Origin of the sequence: Streptomyces sp. NPDC052687, assembly GCF_040678395.1 — a bacterium.
Lineage (GTDB): Bacteria > Actinomycetota > Actinomycetes > Streptomycetales > Streptomycetaceae > Streptomyces.
The window spans coordinates 1-22,664 of record NZ_JBFATR010000046.1; the positions used below are offsets into that span (position 1 = coordinate 1).

The following is a 22,664-nucleotide window of genomic DNA, read 5'->3' on the forward strand; positions in this document are numbered from 1 at the left end:
GCCATACCCACCCACTGCGAGCCCTGACCCGGGAACACCAACACCACACCCGACGACGACACCACACGACCCGACACCACACCACGGCCCGCAGCACCCTCCGCCAGAGCACCTAACCCGGCCGACAGCTCAGCCACGTCCTCGCCCAGCACCACCGCCCGATGCTCGAACACCGCACGACCCGACACCAACGTGAACGCCACATCCCGCACCACCGGCTCCGGACCCTCACTCACCCGAGCCAGCAACCGCCCCGCCTGCTCCCCCAACGCCACCGAACTACGAGCCGACAACACCCACGGGATCACGGGCGCGTCCTCGGCCGACTCCGGCTCCGGCTCCACCGCCTCCTGCGCCGGCGGTGCCTCGAGGATGACGTGGGCGTTCGTGCCGCTGATCCCGAAGGACGACACGCCCGCCCGGCGCGGCCGGTCGAGTTCCGGCCACTGCTGGTGGTCTGTCAGGACGCTGACGGACCCGGATTCCCAGTCGACGTGGCGGGACGGCTCGTCGACATGCAGCGACCGCGGGATGACGCCGTTGCGCAGGGCCTCGACCATCTTGATGACACCTGCGACGCCCGCGGCGGCCTGGGTGTGGCCGATGTTCGACTTGATCGAGCCCAGCCACAACGGCCGGTCCTGCGGCCGGTCCTGACCATAGGTCGCCAGCAGCGCCTGCGCCTCGATCGGGTCGCCCAGTGCGGTGCCGGTGCCGTGTGCCTCGACCACGTCCACATCCGAAGGCGACAGCCGGGCACTGGCCAGCGCGGCGCGGATGACGCGCTGCTGCGACGGACCGTTCGGCGCGGTCAGCCCGTTGCTGCCACCGTCCTGGTTGACCGCCGAACCCCGCACCACCGCCAGAACCTGATGGCCGTTGCGCCGCGCGTCCGACAGCCGCTCCACCACCAGCAGACCCACGCCCTCCGACCAGCCGGTGCCGTCGGCGTCGTCGGAGAACGGCTTGCAGCGGCCGTCGGGGGCGAGGCCGCGCTGGCGGGAGAACTCGACGAACATGCCGGGGGTGGACAGCACGGTCACCCCGCCGGCCAGCGCCAGCGAGCACTCGCCGTTGCGGACTGCCTGCACCGCCAGATGCAGGGCCACCAGCGAGGAGGAGCACGCCGTGTCCACGGTCATCGCGGGGCCTTCGAGGCCCAGCGAGTAGGAGATGCGGCCCGAGGCGACGCTGGTGGTGTTGCCGGTGAGGCGGAAGCCCTCGGTGCCGTCGAGCGGCGCGTGCAGGTGGGGGCCGTATTCCATGTTCGTGGCACCGACGAACACGCCGGTGCGGCTGCCGCGAAGCGAGGACGGGTCGATGGCGGCCCGCTCCAGCGCCTCCCACGCGGTCTCCAGCAGCAGCCGCTGCTGCGGATCCATCGCCGCCGCCTCACGCGGACTGATCCCGAAGAAGTCGGCGTCGAACTCACCGGCCCCGGACAGGAAGCCGCCCCGCCGGGTGTAGGTGGTGCCGGGGTGGTCGGGGTCGGGGTCGTGCAGGCCCGCGAGGTCCCAGCCGCGGTCGGTGGGGAACTCCGAGGTGGCGTCCACCTCGTCCAGCACGGCCTGCCAGAGCCGGTGCGGCGAGTCGATCCCGCCCGGATAGCGGCAGGCCATGCCGACGATGACGATCGGGTCGTCGTCGGTGGCGGCCGATCTGCCGGTGGGGCGGGCGTCGTCGGTGGTGTCGTGCGGGTCGAGGACGCCGACGATCCGCTCGCGCAGGTAGGCGGCGAGTGCCTGCGGGGTCGGGTAGTCGAACAGCACGCTGGTGGGGATGCGCAGGCCGGTCGCCGAGACGAGCCGGTTGCGCAGGTGCACGGAGCGCACGGAGTCGAAGCCCAGGTCACGGAAGGTGGTGTCAGGCTCCGCCGGGGCGGTGCCGACGGTCTCGGCGAGGTGCTCGGCCAGCCAGCGGGTCAGGAACCCTTCCGGTTCGGTGCGGATCCGCTCGCGCAGGGCGAGGGTCACGGAGCTGAGGTGCTCCTGGTCGGAGGCCGTGGCGGGGCGTTCGTCGAGCCAGTGGCGGTCTCGCTGGAAGGCGTAGGTGGGCAGGTCGACGATCCGGGCGTCGCCGACGGTCTCGGCCCAGTCGACGTGCACGCCGGCGGTCCAGGCGTGCGCGAGCCCGTTCAGCAGGGCCTCGTGCTCGGGGGTGTCCCGGTCCTGGAGGGCCACCGCGACTTCGGTGTCGGAGGGCTGGACGAGTGGGGTGAGGACGGAGTCGGGGGCGAGTTCGACGAACCGGGTCACGCCGTGCTCGCGGCAGGCACGGATCGCGTCGTGGAAGCGGACGGCGGCGCCGACGTGGCCGATCCAGTACTCCTCGGTCATGGTGGCGCCGGTGCGGCCGGTGACGGTGGAGACGATCGGGATGCCGGGTGCGGTGGCGGTCAGGTCGCGGATCCTGCGCGCGAACTCGTCCAGCATGGGTTCCGTCAGCGGCGAGTGTGCGGCGTACTGCATCCGCAGCCGGGTGGTGCGGCGGCCCCGGGCGCGGAACTCCTCGGCCAGCCGGACCACGTTCTGCTCGGCGCCGGAGAGGACGACGGACCGGGGCCCGTTGATCACGCCGATCGAGACGTCGTGAACGTTCCGGAGGGCTTCGAGGGCCTCTTCCTCGGTGGCCTCGACGGCGATCATGGCGCCGCCGGGCGGCAGTTCCTGCATCAGCTCGCCGCGCGCGGCGACCAGGGCGGCGGCGTCGGCCAGGGAGAGGGCACCCGCGACGTGCGCGGCGACGATCTCGCCGAAGGAGTGGCCGACGAGCAGGTCCGGTTCGACTCCCCAGGAGGTGACGAGGCGGTGAAGGGCGACCTGGAAGGCGAAGAGGGCGGGCTGCATGCAGCGCTGGCCGTCGAGGGCGGCCTCCGCGTCCTCGCGTTCGCCGAACAGCACCTCCCGCAGTCCCAGGGCCGGGTCGAAGTGGTCGAGCACCTCGTCGAGGGCCTCGGCGAAGACGGGGTAGGTCGCGTACAGCTCGCGTCCCATGCCGACGTGGTGGGCGCCGCCGCCGGCGAACAGGAACGCGGTCCGGCCGGGCGTGGCGGCGACGCCGGTGACGGCTTCCTCGTGACGACGGGCCAGGCGGGCGGTGAGGTCGTCCCGGTCGGTGCCGATGACGACGGCGCGGTGGGCGAAGGCGGAGCGGGTGACGGCGAGGGACCTGGCGATGTCGGCGGCACCGGCCTGCGGGTGCCGCCGGAGATGGTCGAGCAGCCGGTCGGCCTGGGCGTCCAGGGCGCGGCCGGTGCGGGCGGACAGCACCCAGGGCAGGGGGCGGGGGGTGGCAGGCCGTGTCACCGGGTGTTCCGGCCGCCCGGTGTAGGGGCCTTCGGCGAGCACGACATGGCAGTTGGTGCCGCCGATACCGAAGGAGCTGACGCCCGCGACGAGCGGTCCGTCCAGGTCCGGCCAGGCGCCGAGTTCGGTTTGCACCCGCAGGTTCAGTTCGTCCAGCGGGATCGCCGGGTTGGGGGTGCGGAAGTGGAGGGTGGGGGGCAGCTGCCGGTGCCGTACGGCGAGCGCGGTTTTGACCAGGCCCGCGATCCCCGCGGCGGCCTCCAGGTGGCCGATGTTGGTCTTGACGGAGCCGACCCGCAGCGGGGGGCGGTTCGTGCCGTGGCCCAGGACGGCGGACACGGCGGCGGCCTCGACGGGGTCGCCGACGGGCGTGCCGGTGCCGTGGAGTTCGACGTACTGAACGGCTTCGGGGCTGATGCCGGCATCGGCGTAGGCGCGGCGCAGCACGTCCTGCTGGCCGTCCGGGTCGGGGTCGGTGAGCCGGTCGCCGCCGCCGTCGTTGTTGACGGCGCTGCCCTGGATGACGCAGTAGACGGGGTCCCCGTCGGCGATCGCCTGGGCGAGCGGCTTGAGCAGGACGACGCCGCCGCCCTCGCCGCGGACGAACCCGTCGGCGCTCTCGTCGAAGACCGCGCAGCGGCCGCGTACGGACAGGGCGCCCAGTCCGGCGGTCGCCACCATGCTGTCGGGCGAGAGGATCAGGTTGACGCCGCCGGCGAAGGCGAGGTCGGACTCGCCGCGGCGCAGGCTCTCGCAGGCGAGGTGGACGGCGACCAGCGATGAGGCCTGAGCGGCGTCGACGGCGAGACTGGGGCCCTGCAGGCCGAGGGTCCAGGAGACCCGGTTGGCGATGATGGCGCGGTGGCGTCCGGTGAAGTCGTGGAGTTCGCCGCGGCCGGCCTGTTCGCTGCGGGCGGCGAGGGTGGCGTAGTCGTCGGAGGAGACGCCGACGAAGACACCGGTGCGCGACCCGCGGATCCGGTCGTCGCGCAGTCCGGCGTCCTCCATGGCCTCCCAGACGAGTTCCAGCGCGAGCCGCTGCTGGGGGTCCATGGCGGCGGCTTCCTCGGGCCGTACGCCGAAGAAGGCGGCATCGAACGTGCCGACGTCATCGAGGAAGCCACCACGCCAGGCCGCGCCGCCGGGGCCCCGGTCCGCCGGCCAGGGTGAGACGGCGTCGGTTCCCTCCGACAGCAGGCGCCAGAACTCGGCCGGGTTGGACGCCGACGGGACGCGGCAGGAGATGCCGATCACTGCGATGGCGTTGTCACGGGAGCCGTCGATCACCTGGTCACCAGACATGGATGGCTTCATACGGCGAGTATCTGCGCCAGGCGGAAAATCGACTTCCGCCAGAGGAAGGGCCCCGGTTCCGGGGCTTCGGTAGAGGAGGGCGGGGCGGTGTCTGGACTTTCGACCAGGTCGACTTCCGGCCGATCTGTCGCCTGCGCAGGTCAGTTGGGCATTCGATCCGTCGGGGGAGGGGATCTTGGCCGGGGAGCGCCCGTACGGTGCGGGTGGGCGGGAACGCCGAGGGGCCTGCTCGCGAGGATCCGCGGGCAGGCCCCGTGTCGGCTCGCCGGAAGGTCAGGTGCTCGGTGGTCTCACATGCCCGCGGCCGACGCGATGAGCTGCGCGCGGGAGGCCATGTGTGCCTTGGCGAGCACGTTGGACACATGGAACTTGATGGTCTTCTCGCTCAGTCCCAGCCGACGGGCGATCTCCTTGTTGGCCATGCCCCGCCGCACCAGGTCCAGCACCTCGGACTCGCGTGAGGTCAGTGGGGTGTGCGTGGGGACGACCGACAGGCGCTGCGGCAGGGTGGCGCGTACGCACCTGAGCAGCGAGCCGCTGAGACCGGGCGAGACGTATCCGCTGCCGTCGCCGGCCCGGCGTACCGCCGTGACCAGTTCCTCCTCGGGGTCGTCGGAATGGACCAGGGCCCGTACGTCCGCCTGGGTGCGGCGGATCCAGTCGACGGCGACGTCCGCGTCGGCGTCGGCCACGACGATCACCACGGCGGCGTCGACGTGGACGAGTTCTTCCTTGTCGTGGTGGGCCGACGACGGGGAGTCGACCAGCACCACGATGTCGGGTTCGCACAGCTCGGCGACCGTGATCAGTTCGCCGATGTCTCCCGCCTCGCCGACCACGGACAGCGCCGGATCCTGCTCCAGCGCTCCCCGCATACCCAGTCGCGCGTACGGGTGTCGATCACATACAACAACTCGTGTCTGAGGCCGACTTTCCAAGTTTTCCGCTCTCCTGCTTCACGAGAAATTCCCGCAGGGGTGAGAAGGCTTATCGGCGCACCGTTTCCGGGTCATACCCAGTACGGCTTTACATGAAGAAATCAGCACACGGGAACGTCGGCGTGACGCCGCGCGGAAAATGATGCGACGATTCGCTCTCGCGCGTGTGGCAAAGCCGCTTCCGTTCGCCGTCCGCCGGTCTGGTCCGGCGGACGGGCGTCCTTCTTCGGGGCATGACGCATGGCCCTTTACGGAACACGGTGATCTCAACCCCCGATGTACGGCATCGTCAGTGGGTCGCGGCCCCGCGTGTGACGCCGATCGCGCCCACGGGGCACAGCTGGGCCGCCAGCTCGACCGACTCCTGAAGATGCTCGGGCGGCTGCGTGATCCGCAGCGTCACCAGTCCGTCCGCGTCGTCCTGGTCGAACACCTCGGGGGCGTTCACCACACAGTTGCCGGACCCGCAGCAGCTCTCTCTGTCCACCGTGACACGCATGGTCACCACGTCACCGGAAGCTCGGCCAAACCGAAAGTGACGGCCATGGGACGCTGGGGGACGTCGGCGAGCGACTTCTCGGACCTCAGGCTGGGGAAGCGGCGCGCGAGTTCCACGAGCGCGATGCGCAGCTCGGCGCGGGCCAGCGGCTGACCGATGCACTGGTGCAGGCCGAAGCCGAACGCCATGTGCCGGTGTGCCTCGCGCCGCTCGGGGTCGAAGATCTCTGGGTCGTGGAAGACCGAACCGTCGCGGTTGGCCATGGCCAGCATGGCCACGACCCCCTCGCCGGCCCGGATCTGCTGGCCGCCGATCTCGGCGTCCTCCATCGCCAGCCGGGGCAGGCCGGTCCGTACGACGGTGATGTACCGCAGCAGTTCCTCGACCATGTTGGGCGCCACGCCCGGGTCCTGGCGCACGGCGTCGAGGGTCTCGGGGTGCTCCAGGAGCGCGAGAGCGGAGAGCCCGATCATGTTCGCGGTGGTCTCGTGGCCCGCGACGAGCAGCAGCTGCGACAGGCTCACCAGCTCGTCCTCGCGCAGTTCGCCCGTGTCCACGCGTTCGGCCACCAGCCTGCTCAACAGGTCCTCGTCGGGCGTGGTGCGCTTGAACTTGATCAGCTCGCCGAGGAAGCCGCCCAGGGCGCCGAGGGCGGCCTCGACCTCTTCGGGCCCGGAGTTCCGGTCCATGATCGCGCGGCTGTGGTGCTGGAAGAAGTCGTGGTCGGCGTAGGGGACCCCGAGCAGGTGACAGATCGTCATCGACGGAACCGGCAACGCGAAGTCGTTCATCAGGTCCGCGGGCGGCCCGGAGGCGCGCATGCGCTCCAGCGCCTCGACGACCGTCTCCTCGATGAGCGGCTCGATCCGCCGAATGTTCTTGATCATGAACTCGGCGGTGAGCATGCGCCGGAAGCGGCTGTGCGCCTCGCCGTCCATGAAGATGAACAGGCCGCTGGCGTCCTCCTGCTTCGGCGGAATCGGGTTCAGAACCGGGAATCCGGGACGGTACTGGTCGGAGCTGAACCCCGGGTGCCGGAGCAGTTGGCGGACGTGCTCGTGCTGGGTGACCAGCCAGGCCCAGCCCCCGAACGGGAGCCGGACCTTGCCTATCGGCCCGTCCAGCCGCGCCGCATCGGCGTCGCGGACGGGAACGAATGGATTGTTGTCCGGACCGATGAACGGGAACGCCGGCAGACTGGCGACGTCAACGCTCGACAATTCCGTCAATTTAAACCCCCGTGCAGCCAGCATGAAATGACTGCCTCAGCCTAACAAAGGCCATTCGAAAATGACTCAGAGAGTGAGTCGGCTCACAATGATGATTATCAGACCCCAGCCCCCTCCGCCACCTGATAATGGTCCCTGCCCGGGGGCCGCATGGCCGAAATCATCCGGAGGACATCGGTGGCGACCTCTTCCATCCGGTTCGCCAGATAGAAATGGCCTCCCGGGTATGTGCGCAGGTCAAATCCACCGTCGGTGTGATCGCCCCAGGCGCGTACGGAGTCCAGGGGTGCATGGGGATCGTCGGCGCCTACCAGGGCGCGCAGGGGCGCCGCAAGACGGGAGCCGGGGGAAGAACGATAGGTTTCGGCCGCCCGATAGTCGCTGCGCAGCACGGGCAGGACCATGCGGCGCAGGTCCTCGTCCTCGAAGATTCGCGCGTCGGTGCCGCCGAGCGACAGCACCTCGGCCATCAGGCCCGCGTCGTCACGCAGATGCACGGTGGCCTCGCGCGGCCGGGAGGGGGCCGTCCGCCCGGAGGCGAACACCACGAACGGACGGTGCCCCAACCGCTCCAGGCGCAGGGCCAGTTCGAAGGCGACCGAGGCGCCCATGCTGTGCCCGAAGAGGGCGAGCGGGCGGTCGGTCCACGGCACCACCTCGCCGACCAGCACGTCGGCCAGCCCGGCCACGGAGTCGATGCACGGTTCCCGCAGCCGGTCCTGACGACCGGGGTACTGGACCGCGAGAACGTCCACGTCCGGTGCGAGGGACCGGGCGAAGGGCAGGTAGAACGGCGCGGACCCGCCGGCGTAGGGCAGGCACAGCAGTCTGGTGCGGGCGTCCGGAGCCGGGCAGTAGCGGCGTATCCACAGGCCGGCGGCGGGCTCGGCGGTCACCTGTCGTGGTCCCTTCGCGTCGCGGTTCAGGCGGCGGCCGGGAGCGCGAAGCGCACGCCGGTGAGCCGCTCCGACAGCTGCCACAGCCGGCTGCAGGTCTCCGGGTCGGCAGCCCGCGGGGCCAGCTGCACCCGCTTCGGCGCGCCGCGCAGTTCGCCCATGCCGTCCGGGCCGTACAGCTCGCCACCCCGCGCGTCTGACGCGGTCGCCGCGTACAGCTGGGGCAGCGCGCCCTGGTCCGGAGACTGGGCGAGCGGCAACAGGAGGCGGCCGAAGAGCAGCTTCACCATCCCGACGGTGCCGTTGGTCTGCAGGTTGGTGGAGGTGTAGCCGGGGTGGGCCAGGACGCTGCGGACCGGGCTGCCGGCCGCGGTGAGCCGCCGGTGCAGCTCCCAGCCGAAGACGGCGTTGGCGAGCTTGGACTGGTTGTAGTAGCCCATCGGCGAATACTTCTGCTCGCCCGTCAGGTCGTCGAAGAAGATCTTCGCCTGGCGGTGGTTGGTCGACGTCACCGAGACCACGCGGGGGTCCTCGCTGCCCGCCATCAGGTCCAGCAGCAAGCCGGTGAGGGCGAAGTGGCCGAGGTGGTTGGCGGCGAACTGCACCTCCACACCCTGGTCGGTGAGCGTGCGGGGCGGAGCCATCACGCCGGCATTGTTGACGAGCACGTCGGGGCGCACCCCGTCCGACTTCAGCCGGTCGGCGAACGCGCGGACGGATTCCACGTCGGACAGATCCAGTCGGCGCACTTCCAGGCGGGCGCCCGGCCGCTCGGCCGTGAGGTCCGCGACCGCCTTGCGGCCCTTGGCCTCGTCGCGTACGGCGAGGATCACCCGGGCGCCCTTGCGGGCGAGTGCCTGGGTGGTCGCCAGGCCAAGGCCGCTGTTCGCTCCGGTGACGACGAACACCCGGCCCTTCTGGTCCGGGATCTGATCGGCGCTCCAGCGTTTCTGACTCGTCATGTGACTCACCGTGCCGTAGATGGCATCGAGTGTCAAGAGCGGCACTCTAGGCCAGCAGCGACACGGCGCATACGATGGGCGGATGACTTCCCGCCCTGTAGGAACCCTGGCCCAGCGCAAGCGTCAGCTGGTCGCGGACGAGCTGACGCAGGCGGCGCTGAACCTGCTGGCATGCGAGGGCTTCGACGCGGTGACGGTGGACGAGATCGCCGCCGCCGCGGGCGTGTCCAAGCGGACGTTCTTCCGGTACTTCGCTTCCAAGGAGGACGTGGTCGTCCAGTTCCTGGCCGGTATGGGGGCCGGCATGCGGGACGAACTGGCGGGCCGCCCGGCGCAGGAGCCACCGTCGGCCGCCCTGCGGCACACGGTGTGGTGCTCCATCGACGCCTGCGCGGGTCACGCCGACCGGGCCCTGCGCGTCGTACAGCTGATCCTGCGGACGCCCGCCCTGCTCGCTCGCTTCCTGGAGCGCCAGGCGCAGTGGCGGGACGCGCTGGCGGCGGAGGTGGCCCGGCGGCTGGGCATGGATCCGGCGGTGGAGCTGTATCCGCAGTTGGCGGCCGGTATGGCCCTGACGGCGTTTCACACCGTGCTTGAGCGCTGGAGCGACAGTGACGGCGCCGAAGACCCTGCCGAGCTGACCGACCGGGCCTTCGCCGTCATCACCCCGGCCCTGGACGCCGTCGTGAGATCCGGGGCGCCCGGTGATCTCCGATCGCCCGCCTGAGGCCTGCCGGAGAACCCTACGGCGCACCCGCACCCGCACCCGCACCCGTCGCGCGGGACGACCCGTCGTCAGGGCGAGGCGTCGGCCGCGGCGGCCGTCGCCCGGTCCCCGGCGAGCCCGGGCCTCTCGACCGCGCGGTCCGGTGCCCCCCTGCGGCCGGCCAGTCGGCATCCGACACAGTCCCCGTGACCCTGGCGCGCCAAGCGGTCGCGCGTCCGCGCGTTGGGCGGTCCTCGGTCACCAGCTTCTCGTCGTCGTACGGCGAGGTCACCGGTCCGGTGACCGAAAAGGCGTCCAGTTCGGCGATGACCTTCTCGATCTTCTCGCGCGCCGCGGGGTCGTCGATCCCCTTCTCCGCCTTGATCGCGAGGGTCAGGGTGTCCCCCTGCTGCTCGGGGAAGTGCTTCTCGATCAGAGCCTGAGCCTTGGCCGAACCGGAGTCACCACCGGTGAAGTCGTTGTCCGTGGCGGCACCGAAGCGGAAGCCCACGAACGCCAGGGCGATCACGCCGATGATCCAGGTCACGAGGACCAAGCGGCGGCGCCGGTAACAGAACCGGGCTAGCCCCGCCAGAGCTCCGTCCGTGCGGGGAGTCTCCGTTGGCATCGTCTCTCCTCGAGTCGTCGAGCGTTGCGCCCCATACTCACGAGCAGCCGACCCCGCGTCGATGTGCGTATGCAGGCACTATGCCGTTGGCGCTACCGCAGTTGCGGTACTCCCCGCGCAGTACTGCCCGGACGGATCCACGTCCCGGACACGCGAGAGAGCGGTGAAAACACTTCTCCCGCCGGACGGTGTCCGGCGGGAGAAGAGACCACGTCCCGGTACTACGGCCGGACTCCGCCGAACGCCCGCCGGTCGAAGTGGGTCAGCTCGTGCCGCACCCGCAGCTCCTCGAGCCCTCGCAGGGCGGGCGCGCCGTCGACGGGGTGTAGTAGTTGAGGCCGAGGCCCAGTCCAGCTAGACAACGTTGTCAAGACTCGGCAGAGTTCCGTCCTCGAGGGCCGAGCCGCGCGGCTCGCCCGCCGTTCGCATGGAAGGACCGACGTGATGGTCGTGTACGGAGCGCTGGACATCGGTGGCACGAAGATCGCCGGAGCACTGGTGGATCCGCGCGGTCGGCTGCTCGCCCGGGCGGAGCGGCCGACACCCGCCCGTGAATGGGCCGAGGTGCTGATGGGCGCCGTGACGGCCGTACTGGACGAGCTGTCCGGACACTCCGCCTGGCAGGACCTCGCGCGCCTGGGCGTGGCGAGCGCGAGGCCGGTGGACCGGGCCGCCGGGACGGTGAGCCCCGTCAACATCCCCGGCTGGCGCGGCCTTCCGCTGGTCGAACGGGTCCGCTCGCATCCTCGGGTGCCCGCCCACGCGGATCCCGTACTGGTCGGGGACGCCGTCGCCATGACAGCGGCCGAGCACTGGCTGGGCGCCGCGCGCGGGGTGGACAGCGCGCTGTGCATGGTGGTCTCCACCGGCATCGGCGGCGGACTGGTCCTCGGCGGACGCCTGCACGCCGGGCGCACGGGGAACGCGGGCCACATCGGGCACATCTCCGTCGACCTCGACGGGTCCGCGTGCCCGTGCGGTGCGCGGCCTGTGTGGAGGGACTGGCGAGCGGCACGGCGATCGCCGCGCGCGCCCTGGCGGCGGGCTGGACCCCGCCCCCAGGCGTCGCCGCCACCGCGGCGGGTGTCGCCGCCGCGGCCCGGTCCGGCGACCCCGTCACCCGGGCCGTGTACGACCGTGCCGCGCAGGCCCTGGCGGCCTCGATCGCCGCGACGGCCGCTCTGGTCGAACTCGACCTCGTCGTGATCGGCGGAGGCGTGGCACAGGCCGGCGACACCCTGTTCGCCCCCTTGCGCCGCTACCTCGCCGACTACGCCGTCCTCGACTTCGCCCGCGACCTCCCGGTCGTCCCGGCCGCCCTCGCCTTGAACGCCGGGCTGGTCGGCGCGGCGGCGGTGGCGGCGGGCGCCGCGGCGGAATCGGCGGCCGGGGCGGCGGCGCGGTCGGTGACCGGAACGGTGGCGGGCCCAGGGGCCGGAACGACGGAGGACCCAACGGCCGGAACGACGGAGGACCCGGCGGCCGGAGCGACGCAGACGCAGAGCGTGGCCGCGTCGGCTCCGAGCGCGGCGAGCCCGCGGGAAACGGCGGCCCCCGCCGACGCCGCACCACCGGCCGTGCCGCAGGCCTACGCCGGCGGCGGCCAGGCGGCGCCCCGCGCCTCCACCCACACCACACGGGCCGCCGCGCCCGCCCCCGTCGGCGCCACACCAGCCGCCGCTCAAGCCCCCGTCGGCGCCACACCGGCCGCTCCGCGCGCCTCCACCCACACCACACCAGCCGCCGCGCAAACCTCCGCCGGGGCCACACCGGCCGCTCCGCGCACCCCCGCCGACGCCGCGCCGGCCGCTCCACAGAGCCCCGCCGACCACACCGTGCCCGGCCGCGGGACACCCGCCCCCTTCCTGCACGACCCCACCCCCAGGTGACGGCCGGCCACCGGCCCGACCACCGCGCCCCACACCACCCCCACCCCGCAGCCATACCCCCACACCAGGCGTCCGCCCGAAAGGAACCACCTCACATGGACCGCCTCATCAACACCATCCGCCCCTACCCCTGGGGCTCCCACACCGCGTTGCCCGCTCTGCTGGGTACCGTCCCGGACGGCTCGCCGCAGGCGGAGTTGTGGATGGGGGCGCATCCGGGGGCTCCCTCCCGGGTGGAGCGCGACGGGTACCTCCGCGGGCTGGACCAGGTCATCGAGAAGGATCCGCGGGGCGAGCTGGGCGACGCGGTCGTGCGTCGCTTCGGGCCGCGGCTGCCCTTCCTCGTCAAACTGCTGGCGGCCGACGCCCCGTTGTCCCTCCAGGTGCACCCGGACCCGGCCCAGGCGTCCGCCGGATACGCGTGGGAGAACGCCCAGGGCATCCCCCTGGACGCCCCGCACCGCACCTACCGGGACCCCCAGCACAAGCCGGAGATGATCGTCGCCCTCACCCCCTTCGAGGGCCTGTGCGGATTCCGGCCGACGCACGAGAGCGCCGATCTGCTGGCCGCCCTGGACCTGGACTGGACGGCCCCGTACATCGCCGCGCTCCGCTCGGACCCGGCGGAACCGGCGCTGCGGGAGGTCTTCTCCGCGTTCCTCTCCCTCCCTCCGCGCCGACTGGCCGAGTTCGGGGACGCGTTGGCGTCGGCCGCCGCGCAAGACGGTCCGCTGCGGGAGGAGTTCGCGGTGTACGGCGGGCTCCCCCGGGCCTACCCGGGTGACCCCGGCGTCCCGGCCGCCCTGCTGGTGCGGCACGTCCGGCTGGCGCCCGGCGAGGCACTGTTCCTCGGAGCGGGCGTACCCCACGCCTATCTGCGGGGATTGGGCGTGGAGATCATGGCCGCCTCGGACAACGTGCTGCGCTGCGGGCTGACGAGCAAGCACGTGGACGTGCCCGAGCTGCTGCGCGTCGTCCGCTTCGCCGCCCTCCCGTCCCCGGTGGTGCGCCCGGAGCGCGCGGAGGACGGCGAAGATGTGTACCCGGCGCCCGTCGAGGACTTCCGGCTGTCCCGTCTCGTACGGCAGGCGGGGGACGGCGCCCACGTCCTGCCCGGCTCGCGCCCGCAGATCCTGCTGTGCACCGAGGGCACCATCAGGCTCACCTCCGACGGCGCCGACGGCGCCGAAGTCACCCTCGCGCCGGGTGAGTCCGCGTACGCGCCGGCCGGCGAGAACGTCACCGTCTCCGGCGCCGGAACCCTCTTTCGGGCCACCACCGCACCGGAGCACGACAACTGAACCACCACTAAACTTAACCGGTTTCGCGCGAACTGTTGTCCGTGCGGACGTCTTCGCTCTAGCCTCTCTGCCAGCCGCCGATCGAACGGCGAATCCTCGCCGCCCCTTTCGACGCGAGGACGTCGGCAACCGTTCTTCGCCGGCGGTGAACAGGCGTCCCGCTGCCCGGTGTGAGCCGCTTTTCGAAACCCGGGCAGCGGGATATCCCACCGGCTCGGAACTCTGCCTCTCCCGGTCCGCCGGCGCCCCACGCCGGGCCGAACCGGACGAGCCGGACACAACCCCACACACCTCGGCCGTGCCGTGCCGCCCGGGCCTGCCCGGACACCGGCCGCACGAGCCACCACCTCGGGAGCAGCATGAGGAAGAAACTGGCCACCGCGGCGGGAGCGTTGCTGGCCTTCGCCTCCGCGGTCCTGGCCGCACCGTCCACCGCACAGGCCGAGCCGCACAGCGGGGCGCGGACGGCGGCACAGGCCGCACCGGGCTTCCGCGTCGCCGACGGACGGCTGCTGGACGCGAGCGGCCGGGACTTCGTCCTGCGCGGCGTCAACCACGCCCACGCCTGGTACCCCACCAGGACCGCGCAGGCCCTGAAGGACATCAAGGCGCTGGGCGCCAACTCGGTGCGCGTGGTGCTCGCCACCGGCGACCGCTGGGCCAAGAACGACACCGCCGACGTCGCGGCCGTCGTCGCGCAGTGCAAGCAGAACCGGCTCGTCTGCGTCCTGGAGGCGCACGACACGACCGGCTACGGCGAGCAGGCGGGCGCCGTCTCCCTCTCCCGCGCCGTCGACTACTGGATCAGCGTCAAGGACGCGGTCAGGGGTCAGGAGAAGTACGTCATCCTCAACATCGGCAACGAGCCGCACGGCAACGGCACGTCCGGAGTCACCCCGTGGACCGCCGACACCAAGAACGCGATCGGCCGGATGCGGGCGGCCGGATTCGAGCACACGCTCATGGTCGACGCGCCCAACTGGGGCCAGGACTGGTCTTTCACCATGCGCGATCACGCCGCGGAGGTATTCGCCGCGGATCCCGCGAGGAACACCGTGTTCTCGGTCCACATGTACGGCGTATTCAACACGGCCGACAAGGTGAGGGATTACCTCAACCGGTTCACCTCCCAGCGACTTCCCATCGTCGTCGGGGAATTCGGCGACATGCACTCGGACGGCGATCCGCACGAGGACGCCATCATGTCCACCGCGCGGCAGCTCGGGGTCGGCTACCTCGGCTGGTCGTGGAGCGGCAACGGCGGCGGTGTCGAGTACCTGGACATGGCCACGGGCTTCGACGCCACGCGCCTCACCGCCTGGGGGCGGCGCATCTTCACCGGCACCGACGGCATCCAGCAGACGGCCAAGGAGGCCGGTGTCTTCGACAGCGGCGCCCCGGCCACCGGCAGCTGCGCGGTCGACTACCGCCTCAGCGACTGGGGCAACTGGTTCAACGCCGACGTGACCATCCGCAACACCGGCACGACCGCCGTCAAGGGCTGGCAGCTCGCGTTCGCCTTCCCCGGCGACCAGAAGCTGAGCCGCACGTGGAACGCCAAGGCCGTCCAGCAGGGCAGCGAGGTACGGGCGACCAACGAGTCCTGGACGGAGACCATCCCGGCCGGCGGCTCGGTGAGCTTCGGCTTCAACGGCTCGTCCACCGGCACCAACGGCGTCCCGGCCGCCTTTACCCTCAACGGCACCGCCTGCGCCAAGAGCTGAGGAACCGTCGTACGGCACACAGGAGGGCCGCGTCCGCACCGGACGCGGCCCTTCTCCGGGTCACGGCGTCTGCGTGCCCGGTGCGGGTGCGGTGGAGCCGCGCGGGATCAGCGACGGCGTCGGCGCCTGATGACCGACCGTGTCCGAGCCGTTGATCACGTCGAAGAGCACCCGCGCCACCTCGGCGCCGAAGTGGTGCACGTCGTGGCTCATCGCCGACATCGCCGGGTGGGTGATCTGGCACAGCTGGGAGTCGTCCCAGGCCAGCAGCGACAGATCGTCGGGGACGGTGAAGCCCATCTCCGCCGCGACGCCCGCCCCGGCGACCGCCATGATGTCGTTGTCGTAGACGATCGCGGTGGGCCGCTCGGCGGTGAGCAGGAGGCCGCGGGTGGCGCGGGCGCCCTCCTTCTCGTCGAAGCCGGTCGCGATCTGCCGCGCCTCCTCCAGGCCCAGTTCCCGGGCCGTGGCGGCGAAGGCGCGGGCCCGGATGGCGCTGTGCCCGAGGTCGGCCGGACCGCCCACGCGGGCGATGCGCCGGTGGCCGAGGGCCGCCAGGTAGCGGACGGCCTCGGCGACCGCGGACGCGTCGTCCGTCCACACGGCGGGGAACGGCCCGGTGAGGGAGGGATGGCCCACGGCGACCGCGGGCATGCCGAGCGGCGGCAGGGCGGCGACCCGAGGATCGTCCTCGCGGAAGTCCACCAGGATCGCCCCGGCGATCATCCGGCTGCGCCACCACTCCCGGTAGACCGCGACCTCCTCGTCGAGATCGCGCACCAGGCGCAGCAGCAGCGAGCAGGACCGCTCCGCGAGGACGCTCTCGATGCCGGAGACGAAGTCCATGTAGAACGGCTCCAGGCCGAGCAGCCGGGCGGGCCGGCACAGGGCCAGCCCGACGATGTCGACCCGCCGGCTGGACAGGCTGCGGGCGGTGGCGCTCGGCGCCCAGCCCAGCTCGCGGGCCGCCGCGAAGATCCGCTCACGGGTGGCCTCGGAGACGCCCGGCTTGTGGTTGAAGGCGAGCGACACCGCGCCCTTGGACACCCCGGCCCTGGCCGCGACGTCCTTGATGGTGACGCGCTCCGCGGCGGCGCTCACACCGGTTCCACACAGAACAGCGCGGCCGTGACGGCGTCGGCGGTGACGGTGTCGCAGCCCCGCACCCGGAAGCGTGCCCGCTCGCCGGGCAGCAGGGTCAGCGGTCCGCGGTCGCAGGCGGCGGCCGGTCCGAGCCGGTCGGGCTGGAGCAGGAGGTCTCGCACGAGAGTATGGGCACTCACCACGACATCGACTCTATCCCCCTGTCCGGGCACCGCTTCCAGGGTGACGTCGTAGCGGGGCCGGGGGTAGGCGAAGTCCTTGTCGGGGACGGGGAAGTGCAGGGCGCGCAGACCGTCGTCCTCCCCCGGTGCGGTGGCGTCGGCGACCAGGAACTCCCGCGCGGAGCGCGGGTCCGGCAGCAGCTTCTCGGGGACGGTGATCCTGGCGACGGCACGCGGGTCCGCGGCGACGTCGAGGACGGTTTCCGCGACGGTCGTTCCGTCCGCCCGCAGCCGCCGTAGCGTGACCGGCGTCCGCCAGGGGTCGGCGGACTGGTTGACGGCGGCGAGCACGAGGCCGTCACCGCCGGGCTGCAGGGTCAGCAGCCGGTCGGCGTAGACGCGGCGCAGCTCGTGGTAGAGCGGCTTCTCGCGGCCGTCGCCGTCGATGGCGGCCCAGGAGGTCACCGGCCAGCAGTCGTTGAGCTGCCAGACGACGGTGCCCGCGCACACCGGCCAGTGCGAGCGCCAGTGCTCGATGCCCGCCGCGACCGCCCGGGCCTGCACCAGCTGGGTCAGGTAGTGCCAGCCGTCGAAGTCGCCGGCGGGCGGGTCGAAGTGGCGGGCGATGCCGCGGTTCAGCTTGCCGTTGCCGTCGTCGGCCTTCTGGTGGTGGAGCATGCCGGGGGAGTCGGGGGCGAGTTCCTCGCCGGGCAGCGCGCGGCGCAGCGTGGCGAGCGCGGGCGGTGCCTGCCAGCCGAACTCGGCGACGAACCGGGGCACGCTCGCCCGGTACTCGGCGTAGTCCTGCCGGTTCCACACCTCCCAGGAGTGGTGGGTGCCGTGCGCCGGGTCGTTGGGGTGGTGGTCCCAGGATCCGGACCAGGGGCTGCCTGCGGTGTACGGCCGGGTCGGGTCCAGCTCGGCGACGATCCGCGGCAGCAGACCGAGGTAGTAGCCCTCGCCCCAGGAGTCCCCGGCCAGCGGGCCCTCCCAGTCCCAGTCGCGGAAGCCCCACAGGTTCTCGTTGTTGCCGTTCCACAGCACCAGCGACGGATGCGGCATCAGCCGGACAACGTTGTCGCGGGCCTCCGCCTCGATCTCGCCGCGCAGCGGCTGCTCCTCCGGGTAGGCGGCGCAGGCGAAGAGGAAGTCCTGCCAGACCATGAGCCCGAGTTCGTCGCAGGCGTCGTAGAAGGCGTCGTCCTCGTAGATGCCGCCGCCCCAGACGCGGACGAGGTCGACGTTCGCCTCGGCGGCCTGGGTGAGGCGGGTGCGGTAGCGCTCGGGGGTGATCCGGGACGGGAAGGCGTCGTCGGGGATCCAGTTGACGCCGCGGGCGAAGATCCGTACGCCGTTGACGACGAGGGTGAACCCGGTGCCGTGCTCGTCGGCGGAGCGGTCCAGCTCGACGGTGCGGAAGCCGATCCGCCGGTGCCAGGTGTCGAGCGGGCCGCTGTCGTCGGCGAGGGTGACCTCGAGGTCGTACAGGGGCTGGTCGCCATGGCCGCGGGGCCACCACAGGCGCGCCTGCGGGACCTCCAGGCGCAGCACCGCCTCGTCGCCGGTCAGGACGGCCTCGGCGCGGGCGCCGGCCACCCGGGCCTCGGCGCGCAGGGTGCGTCCCCGCCCCTGCGCGGTGCGTTCGATGTCCAGCCGCACCTCGACCCGGCCGGTGCCCTCGTCCACGGTGACCAGGGGGCGGACGTGGGCGATGCGGGCGGTGGACCAGTGCTCCAGCCGCACCGGCCGCCAGATGCCCGCGGTCACCAGGGTCGGCCCCCAGTCCCAGCCGAAGTTGCAGGCCATCTTGCGGATGTACTGCGAGGGCTCCGGGTAGACGTTGGGCCGCTCCCCGGTGACGGCGCGGACGGCCGCGGCCTCGTCGTAGGCGGAGGTGAAGCGGACCTCCAGCCGCCCGGTGCGGCCGGTGACGTCGAACCGGTAGCGGCGGTGCATGTTGCGGGTGGTGCCGACGGGGCGGCCCCCGAGGGTGATGTACGCGGCCGTGTCCAGGCCGTCGAAGACCAGGTCGGTGCGCTCGTGCCCGCCGTCCCGCCCGCTGTCCTGCCCGCTGTCCCGCCCGCCGTCCTGCCCGCTGTCGTCTCCGAGGTGGCGGACGTAGGTCCAGGCGCGGCGGCCGACCCAGGCGACGTCGGTCTCGTTGCGGCCGAGGAAGGGATCGGGGATGACCCCGGCGGCCAGCAGATCGGTGTGGACGCAGCCGGGCACCGTGGCCTCCAGCACGTCGTCTCCATGGCGCAGGCTCCAGCCCTCGGTGAGCTGGGTGACGTCCTTCATCGTGCGGCTCCAATCGCCTGACTCAGGCAGGTGGACGGACAACGGCGGTCAACCTAGCCCGCTGACGAGCCTCTGTCCATAAACCGGTCTAGCAACCGAAGATCGTCCAGGACGCCACAGTCATCGCACGTGAGGCCCCTGACGCCCCGCACTCCGGTAACGATTAGGCATCGCGCTCGAAATCCGCACTTTACCGGTTAACGCCGGACTGACATAGTGCCGACATCCCACCCGCAGAGCTGAGCCGCAACCTGAAGGAGCTGGGCACATGGGGAAGAAGAAGACGCTCACGGGAGCGCTTCTGGCCGCCGCGATCATGACCGTCGCGGGATGCAGTGGCCAGGGCGCGGCGTCCGGTGAGACGGCGAAGCCACCCGCCGACCCCGCCGAGGCCTCGGGCACCATCAAGGTCCTGACCCATCGCACCGACCTCGTGCAGAACGGGACGATGGACGCGTACGCCGCCGAGTTCAACAAGACCTACCCCGAGGTGAAGGTGAAGTTCGAGGCCCTCACCGACTACGAGGGCGAGGTCAAGATCCGGATGAACACCGACGACTACGGCGACGTCCTGATGATCCCGGCCGCCGTCGCCAAGAACGACTACCCCAAGTTCTTCGCCCCGCTGGGCACCACCGGCGAGCTGGGCGACAAGTACCGGTTCAGCGACAAGGCCGAGGTCGGCGGCAAGGTCTACGGCATCAGCACCTTCGGCACCGCCAACGGCTTCCTCTACAACAAGGCGGTCTGGAGAAAGGCCGGCATCACCGACTGGCCGACCTCGCCGCGGGAGTTCGTCGAGGACCTGAAGGCGATCAAGTCCAGGACGGACGCGGTGCCGTACTACACGAACTTCAAGGACGGCTGGCCGCTGACCGCGTGGAGCAACAACATCGGCTCGGTCACCTGCGACGCCAAGGCCAACGACAAGCTCGCCGGGCCCGTGTCCCCGTGGAAGCGGGGCGGCGACCTGCACACGATCGACTCGCTGCTGTACGACATCGTGGAGGGCGGCCTGTCAGAGAAGGACCCCAACACCACCAACTGGGAGGCGTCCAAGACCCTGATCGCCCGCGGAAAGGTCGCCACCATGCAGCTGGGCTCGTGGGCCATCACCCAGATGCGGGCCGCGGCGAAGAAGGCCGGCACCGACCCCGACGACATCGGCTTCATGCCGTTCCCGGCGCGCGAGGACGGCACGTACTGCGCCCTGCTCGCCTCCGACTACCAGCAGGCGGTCAACGTCCACTCGGACCACAAGACCGCCGCGCGGGCCTGGATCGACTGGTTCACCGAGAAGTCCGGCTACCCGGCCAAGGAGGGCGCGGTGCCGGCGCTGCGGTCCGCTCCCATGCCGGACACCCTCTCCGAGTTCGTTGACAACGATGTCAGGTTCCTGGAGCGCTCCGAGGCCGAGACCGGCGCGGTCAACGCCATCGACAACGCGGCCGAGATCGGTCTCAACAAGCCGGACTACCGCCAAAAGCTCGTCGACACCGCGCGCGGCGCGCAGCAGGGCAGCCGCGCGGACTTCTTCGCGGACCTCGACAAGCGGTGGAACGAGGCGGCGGCCGCCGTGGGGTCCTGACGACCGGTGGCCCCCCTGGGTCCCTGACCCTCGGCGCAGCTCCGCCGATCCACGCACGCACCCACCCCTCGCTGATTCCTCCACCCTCTCCGTCACCGGCCCCGCCCGGACCAGCGGCCGGGGCCGGCCGCCCGTCGCAGACCGGCGGACGATGAAAGGCCCGAGATGACCGAGACGACGACCCACACGGCACCCGCGAAGGTGCCGCGCGCCGCCGCCCTCCCCGGGGGCCGGGCGGCGGCGCGCGGCAGAACGCTCCGCCGCCTCACGCCGTGGCTCTTCCTCACCGTCCCCCTGGTCCTGCTGGTGACGTTCACCTACGTGCCGGTGGGCAACATGCTCTACTACAGCTTCACCGACTGGGACGGCGTCAGCCCCGACCGGAACTTCACGGGCTTCGACAACTACCGGCAGATCCTCACCCGTCCCGAGCTGTTCCGGGTGTTCTTCGTCAGCTTCTTCTACCTCGCGGCCTCCGCCGTGCAGATCGCGGTCGCCCTGTACTTCGCGACCGTGCTCAGCTTCGACCTGCGCTTCCGCAACCTGTTCAAGGGGATCCTGTTCTTCCCCTACCTGGTCAACGGCGTGGCGATCGGCTTCGTGTTCCTGTACTTCTTCCAGGACGGCGGCACGCTCGACGCGGTGCTGTCCTGGTTCGGCGCCGGCTCCGACCACGCCTGGCTCGGCGACCCCACCTCGGCGAACACCTCGCTGGCCGGGGTCTCCGTCTGGCGTTTCACCGGGCTGAACTTCGTGCTGTTCCTCGGCGCTATCCAGTCGATCCCGGCCGAACTGTACGAGGCGGCCCAGCTGGACGGGGCCACGCGCTTGCAGCAGTTCCGGCACATCATCGCCCCGAGCATCCGCCCGGTGGTCAGCCTGAGCGTCATCCTGGCGATCTCCGGCTCCCTGGCGGTGTTCGAGATCCCGTACATCATGACCGGCGGTGCGACCGGGACGACGACCTTCGTCATCCAGACGGTCAAGCTCGCCTTCCAGTTCAACAAGACGGGGCTCGCGTCGGCGGCCGCCGTCGTCCTGTTGCTGATCATCCTGCTGATCACCTGGATCCAGCGCCGCCTCGTGCCCGACGAGAAGGTGGACCTCGTATGACCACGCCCGCGCCCGTCCGACGCCGCCGCCTCGCGCCCGCCCTGACGTACCTGTCGCTGATCCTGGCGTCGCTGATCGTCCTGATCCCGCTCGTCGTCGTCTTCCTCACCTCCCTGAAGACATCCGAGGAGGTGTCCGACGGCGGCGCCCTGTCGCTGCCGCGCGACTGGCTGAACTTCGGCAACTACGTGACGGCGTTCACCGACGGCGAGATGCTCTCCGCCTTCGCCAACACCGGCCTCATCCTGCTGTTCTCCATCACCGGCACGGTCCTCATCGGCTCGATGACCGCGTACGCCATCGACCGCTTCGACTTCCGGGCGAAGAAACCGGTCATGGCGCTGTTCCTGATCGCCACCCTGGTCCCCGGGGTCACCACCCAGGTCGCGACCTTCCAAGTGGTCAACAGCTTCGGCCTGTTCAACAGCCTCTGGGCGCCGATCCTGCTCTACATGGGCACGGACATCGTCTCGATCTACATCTTCCTGCAGTTCATCCGGGGCATCCCCGTCTCCCTCGACGAGGCCGCGCGCCTGGACGGGGCGAACTCCCTCACCATCTACTGGAAGATCATCCTGCCCCTGCTGAAGCCCGCCGTCGCCACGGTCGTCATCATCAAGGGCATCACCGTCTACAACGACTTCTACATCCCGTTCCTCTACATGCCGTCCGAGGACCTGGGCACCGTCTCCACCGCGCTGTTCCGCTTCAAGGGCCCCTTCGGCGCCCACTGGGAACACATCTCGGCCGGGACGGTCCTGGTGATCGTCCCGACGCTGGTGGTGTTCCTCTTCCTCCAGCGCTACATCTACAACGGGTTCGCGCAGGGGGCGACGAAGTAGCCGCGTCACCCGCCTCGCACACCCCCTCCCGCGACCCAGGAAAAGCTTTGAGCCAAAGCGGACCGCACGGCCCGGGCGGGTGTGTGCAAGGCGGCGCGCGGCGGCCTAAGTTGAGGGCCGGGTCCTGCCCACGGGGCACCGGAGGACATCGCGCGTGAAGGGGAGAC

The 22,664-nt window shown here is 71.4% G+C and carries 15 protein-coding genes and 1 pseudogene; 7 read left to right on the top strand and 9 right to left on the bottom strand.

Annotation, left to right across the window (positions count from 1 at the left end; all coding sequences use genetic code 11):
* The 6 genes from AB0K92_RS27325 to AB0K92_RS27350 all read right to left on the bottom strand — a co-directional run.
* Positions 1-4,607 (bottom strand): beta-ketoacyl synthase N-terminal-like domain-containing protein (locus tag AB0K92_RS27325; RefSeq protein ID WP_365927092.1); only part of this gene is annotated, 4,607 nt, incomplete at its 3' end.
* 302 nt (positions 4,608-4,909) lie between these two features.
* Positions 4,910-5,494, bottom strand: a complete 585-nt coding sequence (locus tag AB0K92_RS27330) for a response regulator transcription factor (RefSeq protein WP_365927094.1) — start codon at positions 5,492-5,494, stop codon at positions 4,910-4,912.
* A gap of 352 nt (positions 5,495-5,846) precedes the next feature.
* Positions 5,847-6,056, bottom strand: a complete 210-nt coding sequence (locus AB0K92_RS27335) for a ferredoxin (RefSeq protein ID WP_365927096.1) — start codon at positions 6,054-6,056, stop codon at positions 5,847-5,849.
* A gap of 2 nt (positions 6,057-6,058) precedes the next feature.
* A complete protein-coding gene (locus AB0K92_RS27340; RefSeq protein WP_365927098.1) occupies positions 6,059-7,276 on the bottom strand; it encodes a cytochrome P450 in 1,218 nt (405 codons plus the stop codon).
* A gap of 107 nt (positions 7,277-7,383) precedes the next feature.
* On the bottom strand, positions 7,384-8,181 hold the full coding sequence (locus AB0K92_RS27345) for an alpha/beta fold hydrolase (RefSeq protein ID WP_365927100.1): 798 nt from the start codon (positions 8,179-8,181) through the stop codon (positions 7,384-7,386).
* A gap of 26 nt (positions 8,182-8,207) precedes the next feature.
* Complete coding sequence (locus AB0K92_RS27350) at positions 8,208-9,143, bottom strand: oxidoreductase (RefSeq protein WP_365927102.1); 936 nt, start codon at positions 9,141-9,143, stop codon at positions 8,208-8,210.
* Positions 9,144-9,225: 82 nt separating this feature from the next.
* Here AB0K92_RS27350 and AB0K92_RS27355 point away from each other — a divergent pair, with 82 nt between their 5' ends.
* Entirely contained in the window at positions 9,226-9,870 is a 645-nt protein-coding gene (locus AB0K92_RS27355; protein ID WP_365927104.1) for a TetR family transcriptional regulator, read from the top strand.
* 16 nt (positions 9,871-9,886) lie between these two features.
* Here AB0K92_RS27355 and AB0K92_RS27360 read toward each other — a convergent pair whose 3' ends face one another.
* Positions 9,887-10,396 carry a hypothetical protein gene (locus AB0K92_RS27360; RefSeq protein WP_365927106.1) on the bottom strand — a complete coding sequence of 170 codons (510 nt, stop codon included), beginning with the start codon at positions 10,394-10,396 and terminating at the stop codon, positions 9,887-9,889.
* A gap of 525 nt (positions 10,397-10,921) precedes the next feature.
* Between AB0K92_RS27360 and AB0K92_RS27365 the strand changes: the two are divergent.
* From AB0K92_RS27365 to AB0K92_RS27375, 3 genes and pseudogenes are all read left to right on the top strand, one after another.
* Positions 10,922-11,841, top strand: a pseudogene (locus AB0K92_RS27365) (ROK family protein); the annotation flags it as partial.
* 620 nt (positions 11,842-12,461) lie between these two features.
* Positions 12,462-13,667 carry a mannose-6-phosphate isomerase, class I gene (gene manA, locus AB0K92_RS27370; RefSeq protein ID WP_365927108.1) on the top strand — a complete coding sequence of 402 codons (1,206 nt, stop codon included), beginning with the start codon at positions 12,462-12,464 and terminating at the stop codon, positions 13,665-13,667.
* Positions 13,668-14,026: 359 nt separating this feature from the next.
* Entirely contained in the window at positions 14,027-15,391 is a 1,365-nt protein-coding gene (locus tag AB0K92_RS27375) for a cellulase family glycosylhydrolase (RefSeq protein ID WP_365927110.1), read from the top strand.
* 60 nt (positions 15,392-15,451) lie between these two features.
* On the opposite strand, the gene AB0K92_RS27380 is transcribed toward AB0K92_RS27375, so the two are convergent.
* Together AB0K92_RS27380 and AB0K92_RS27385 are read right to left on the bottom strand one after the other, a co-directional pair.
* Positions 15,452-16,492 carry a LacI family DNA-binding transcriptional regulator gene (locus AB0K92_RS27380; RefSeq protein WP_365927112.1) on the bottom strand — a complete coding sequence of 347 codons (1,041 nt, stop codon included), beginning with the start codon at positions 16,490-16,492 and terminating at the stop codon, positions 15,452-15,454.
* Entirely contained in the window at positions 16,489-18,954 is a 2,466-nt protein-coding gene (locus AB0K92_RS27385) for a glycoside hydrolase family 2 protein (RefSeq protein WP_365927114.1), read from the bottom strand. Before AB0K92_RS27385 ends, AB0K92_RS27380 begins: the two co-directional genes overlap by 4 nt.
* A gap of 268 nt (positions 18,955-19,222) precedes the next feature.
* On the opposite strand from AB0K92_RS27385, the gene AB0K92_RS27390 reads away from it, so the two are divergent.
* The 3 genes from AB0K92_RS27390 (at position 19,223) to AB0K92_RS27400 (ending at position 22,497) form a co-directional block, all read left to right on the top strand.
* The gene (locus AB0K92_RS27390; protein WP_365927116.1) at positions 19,223-20,542 is read left to right on the top strand and encodes an ABC transporter substrate-binding protein; all 1,320 of its coding nucleotides are present in this window, start codon (positions 19,223-19,225) and stop codon (positions 20,540-20,542) included.
* A gap of 165 nt (positions 20,543-20,707) precedes the next feature.
* Positions 20,708-21,655, top strand: a complete 948-nt coding sequence (locus AB0K92_RS27395; protein WP_365927118.1) for a sugar ABC transporter permease — start codon at positions 20,708-20,710, stop codon at positions 21,653-21,655.
* The gene (locus AB0K92_RS27400; protein ID WP_365927120.1) at positions 21,652-22,497 is read left to right on the top strand and encodes a carbohydrate ABC transporter permease; all 846 of its coding nucleotides are present in this window, start codon (positions 21,652-21,654) and stop codon (positions 22,495-22,497) included. Before AB0K92_RS27395 ends, AB0K92_RS27400 begins: the two co-directional genes overlap by 4 nt.
* Positions 22,498-22,664: the final 167 nt, after the last annotated feature.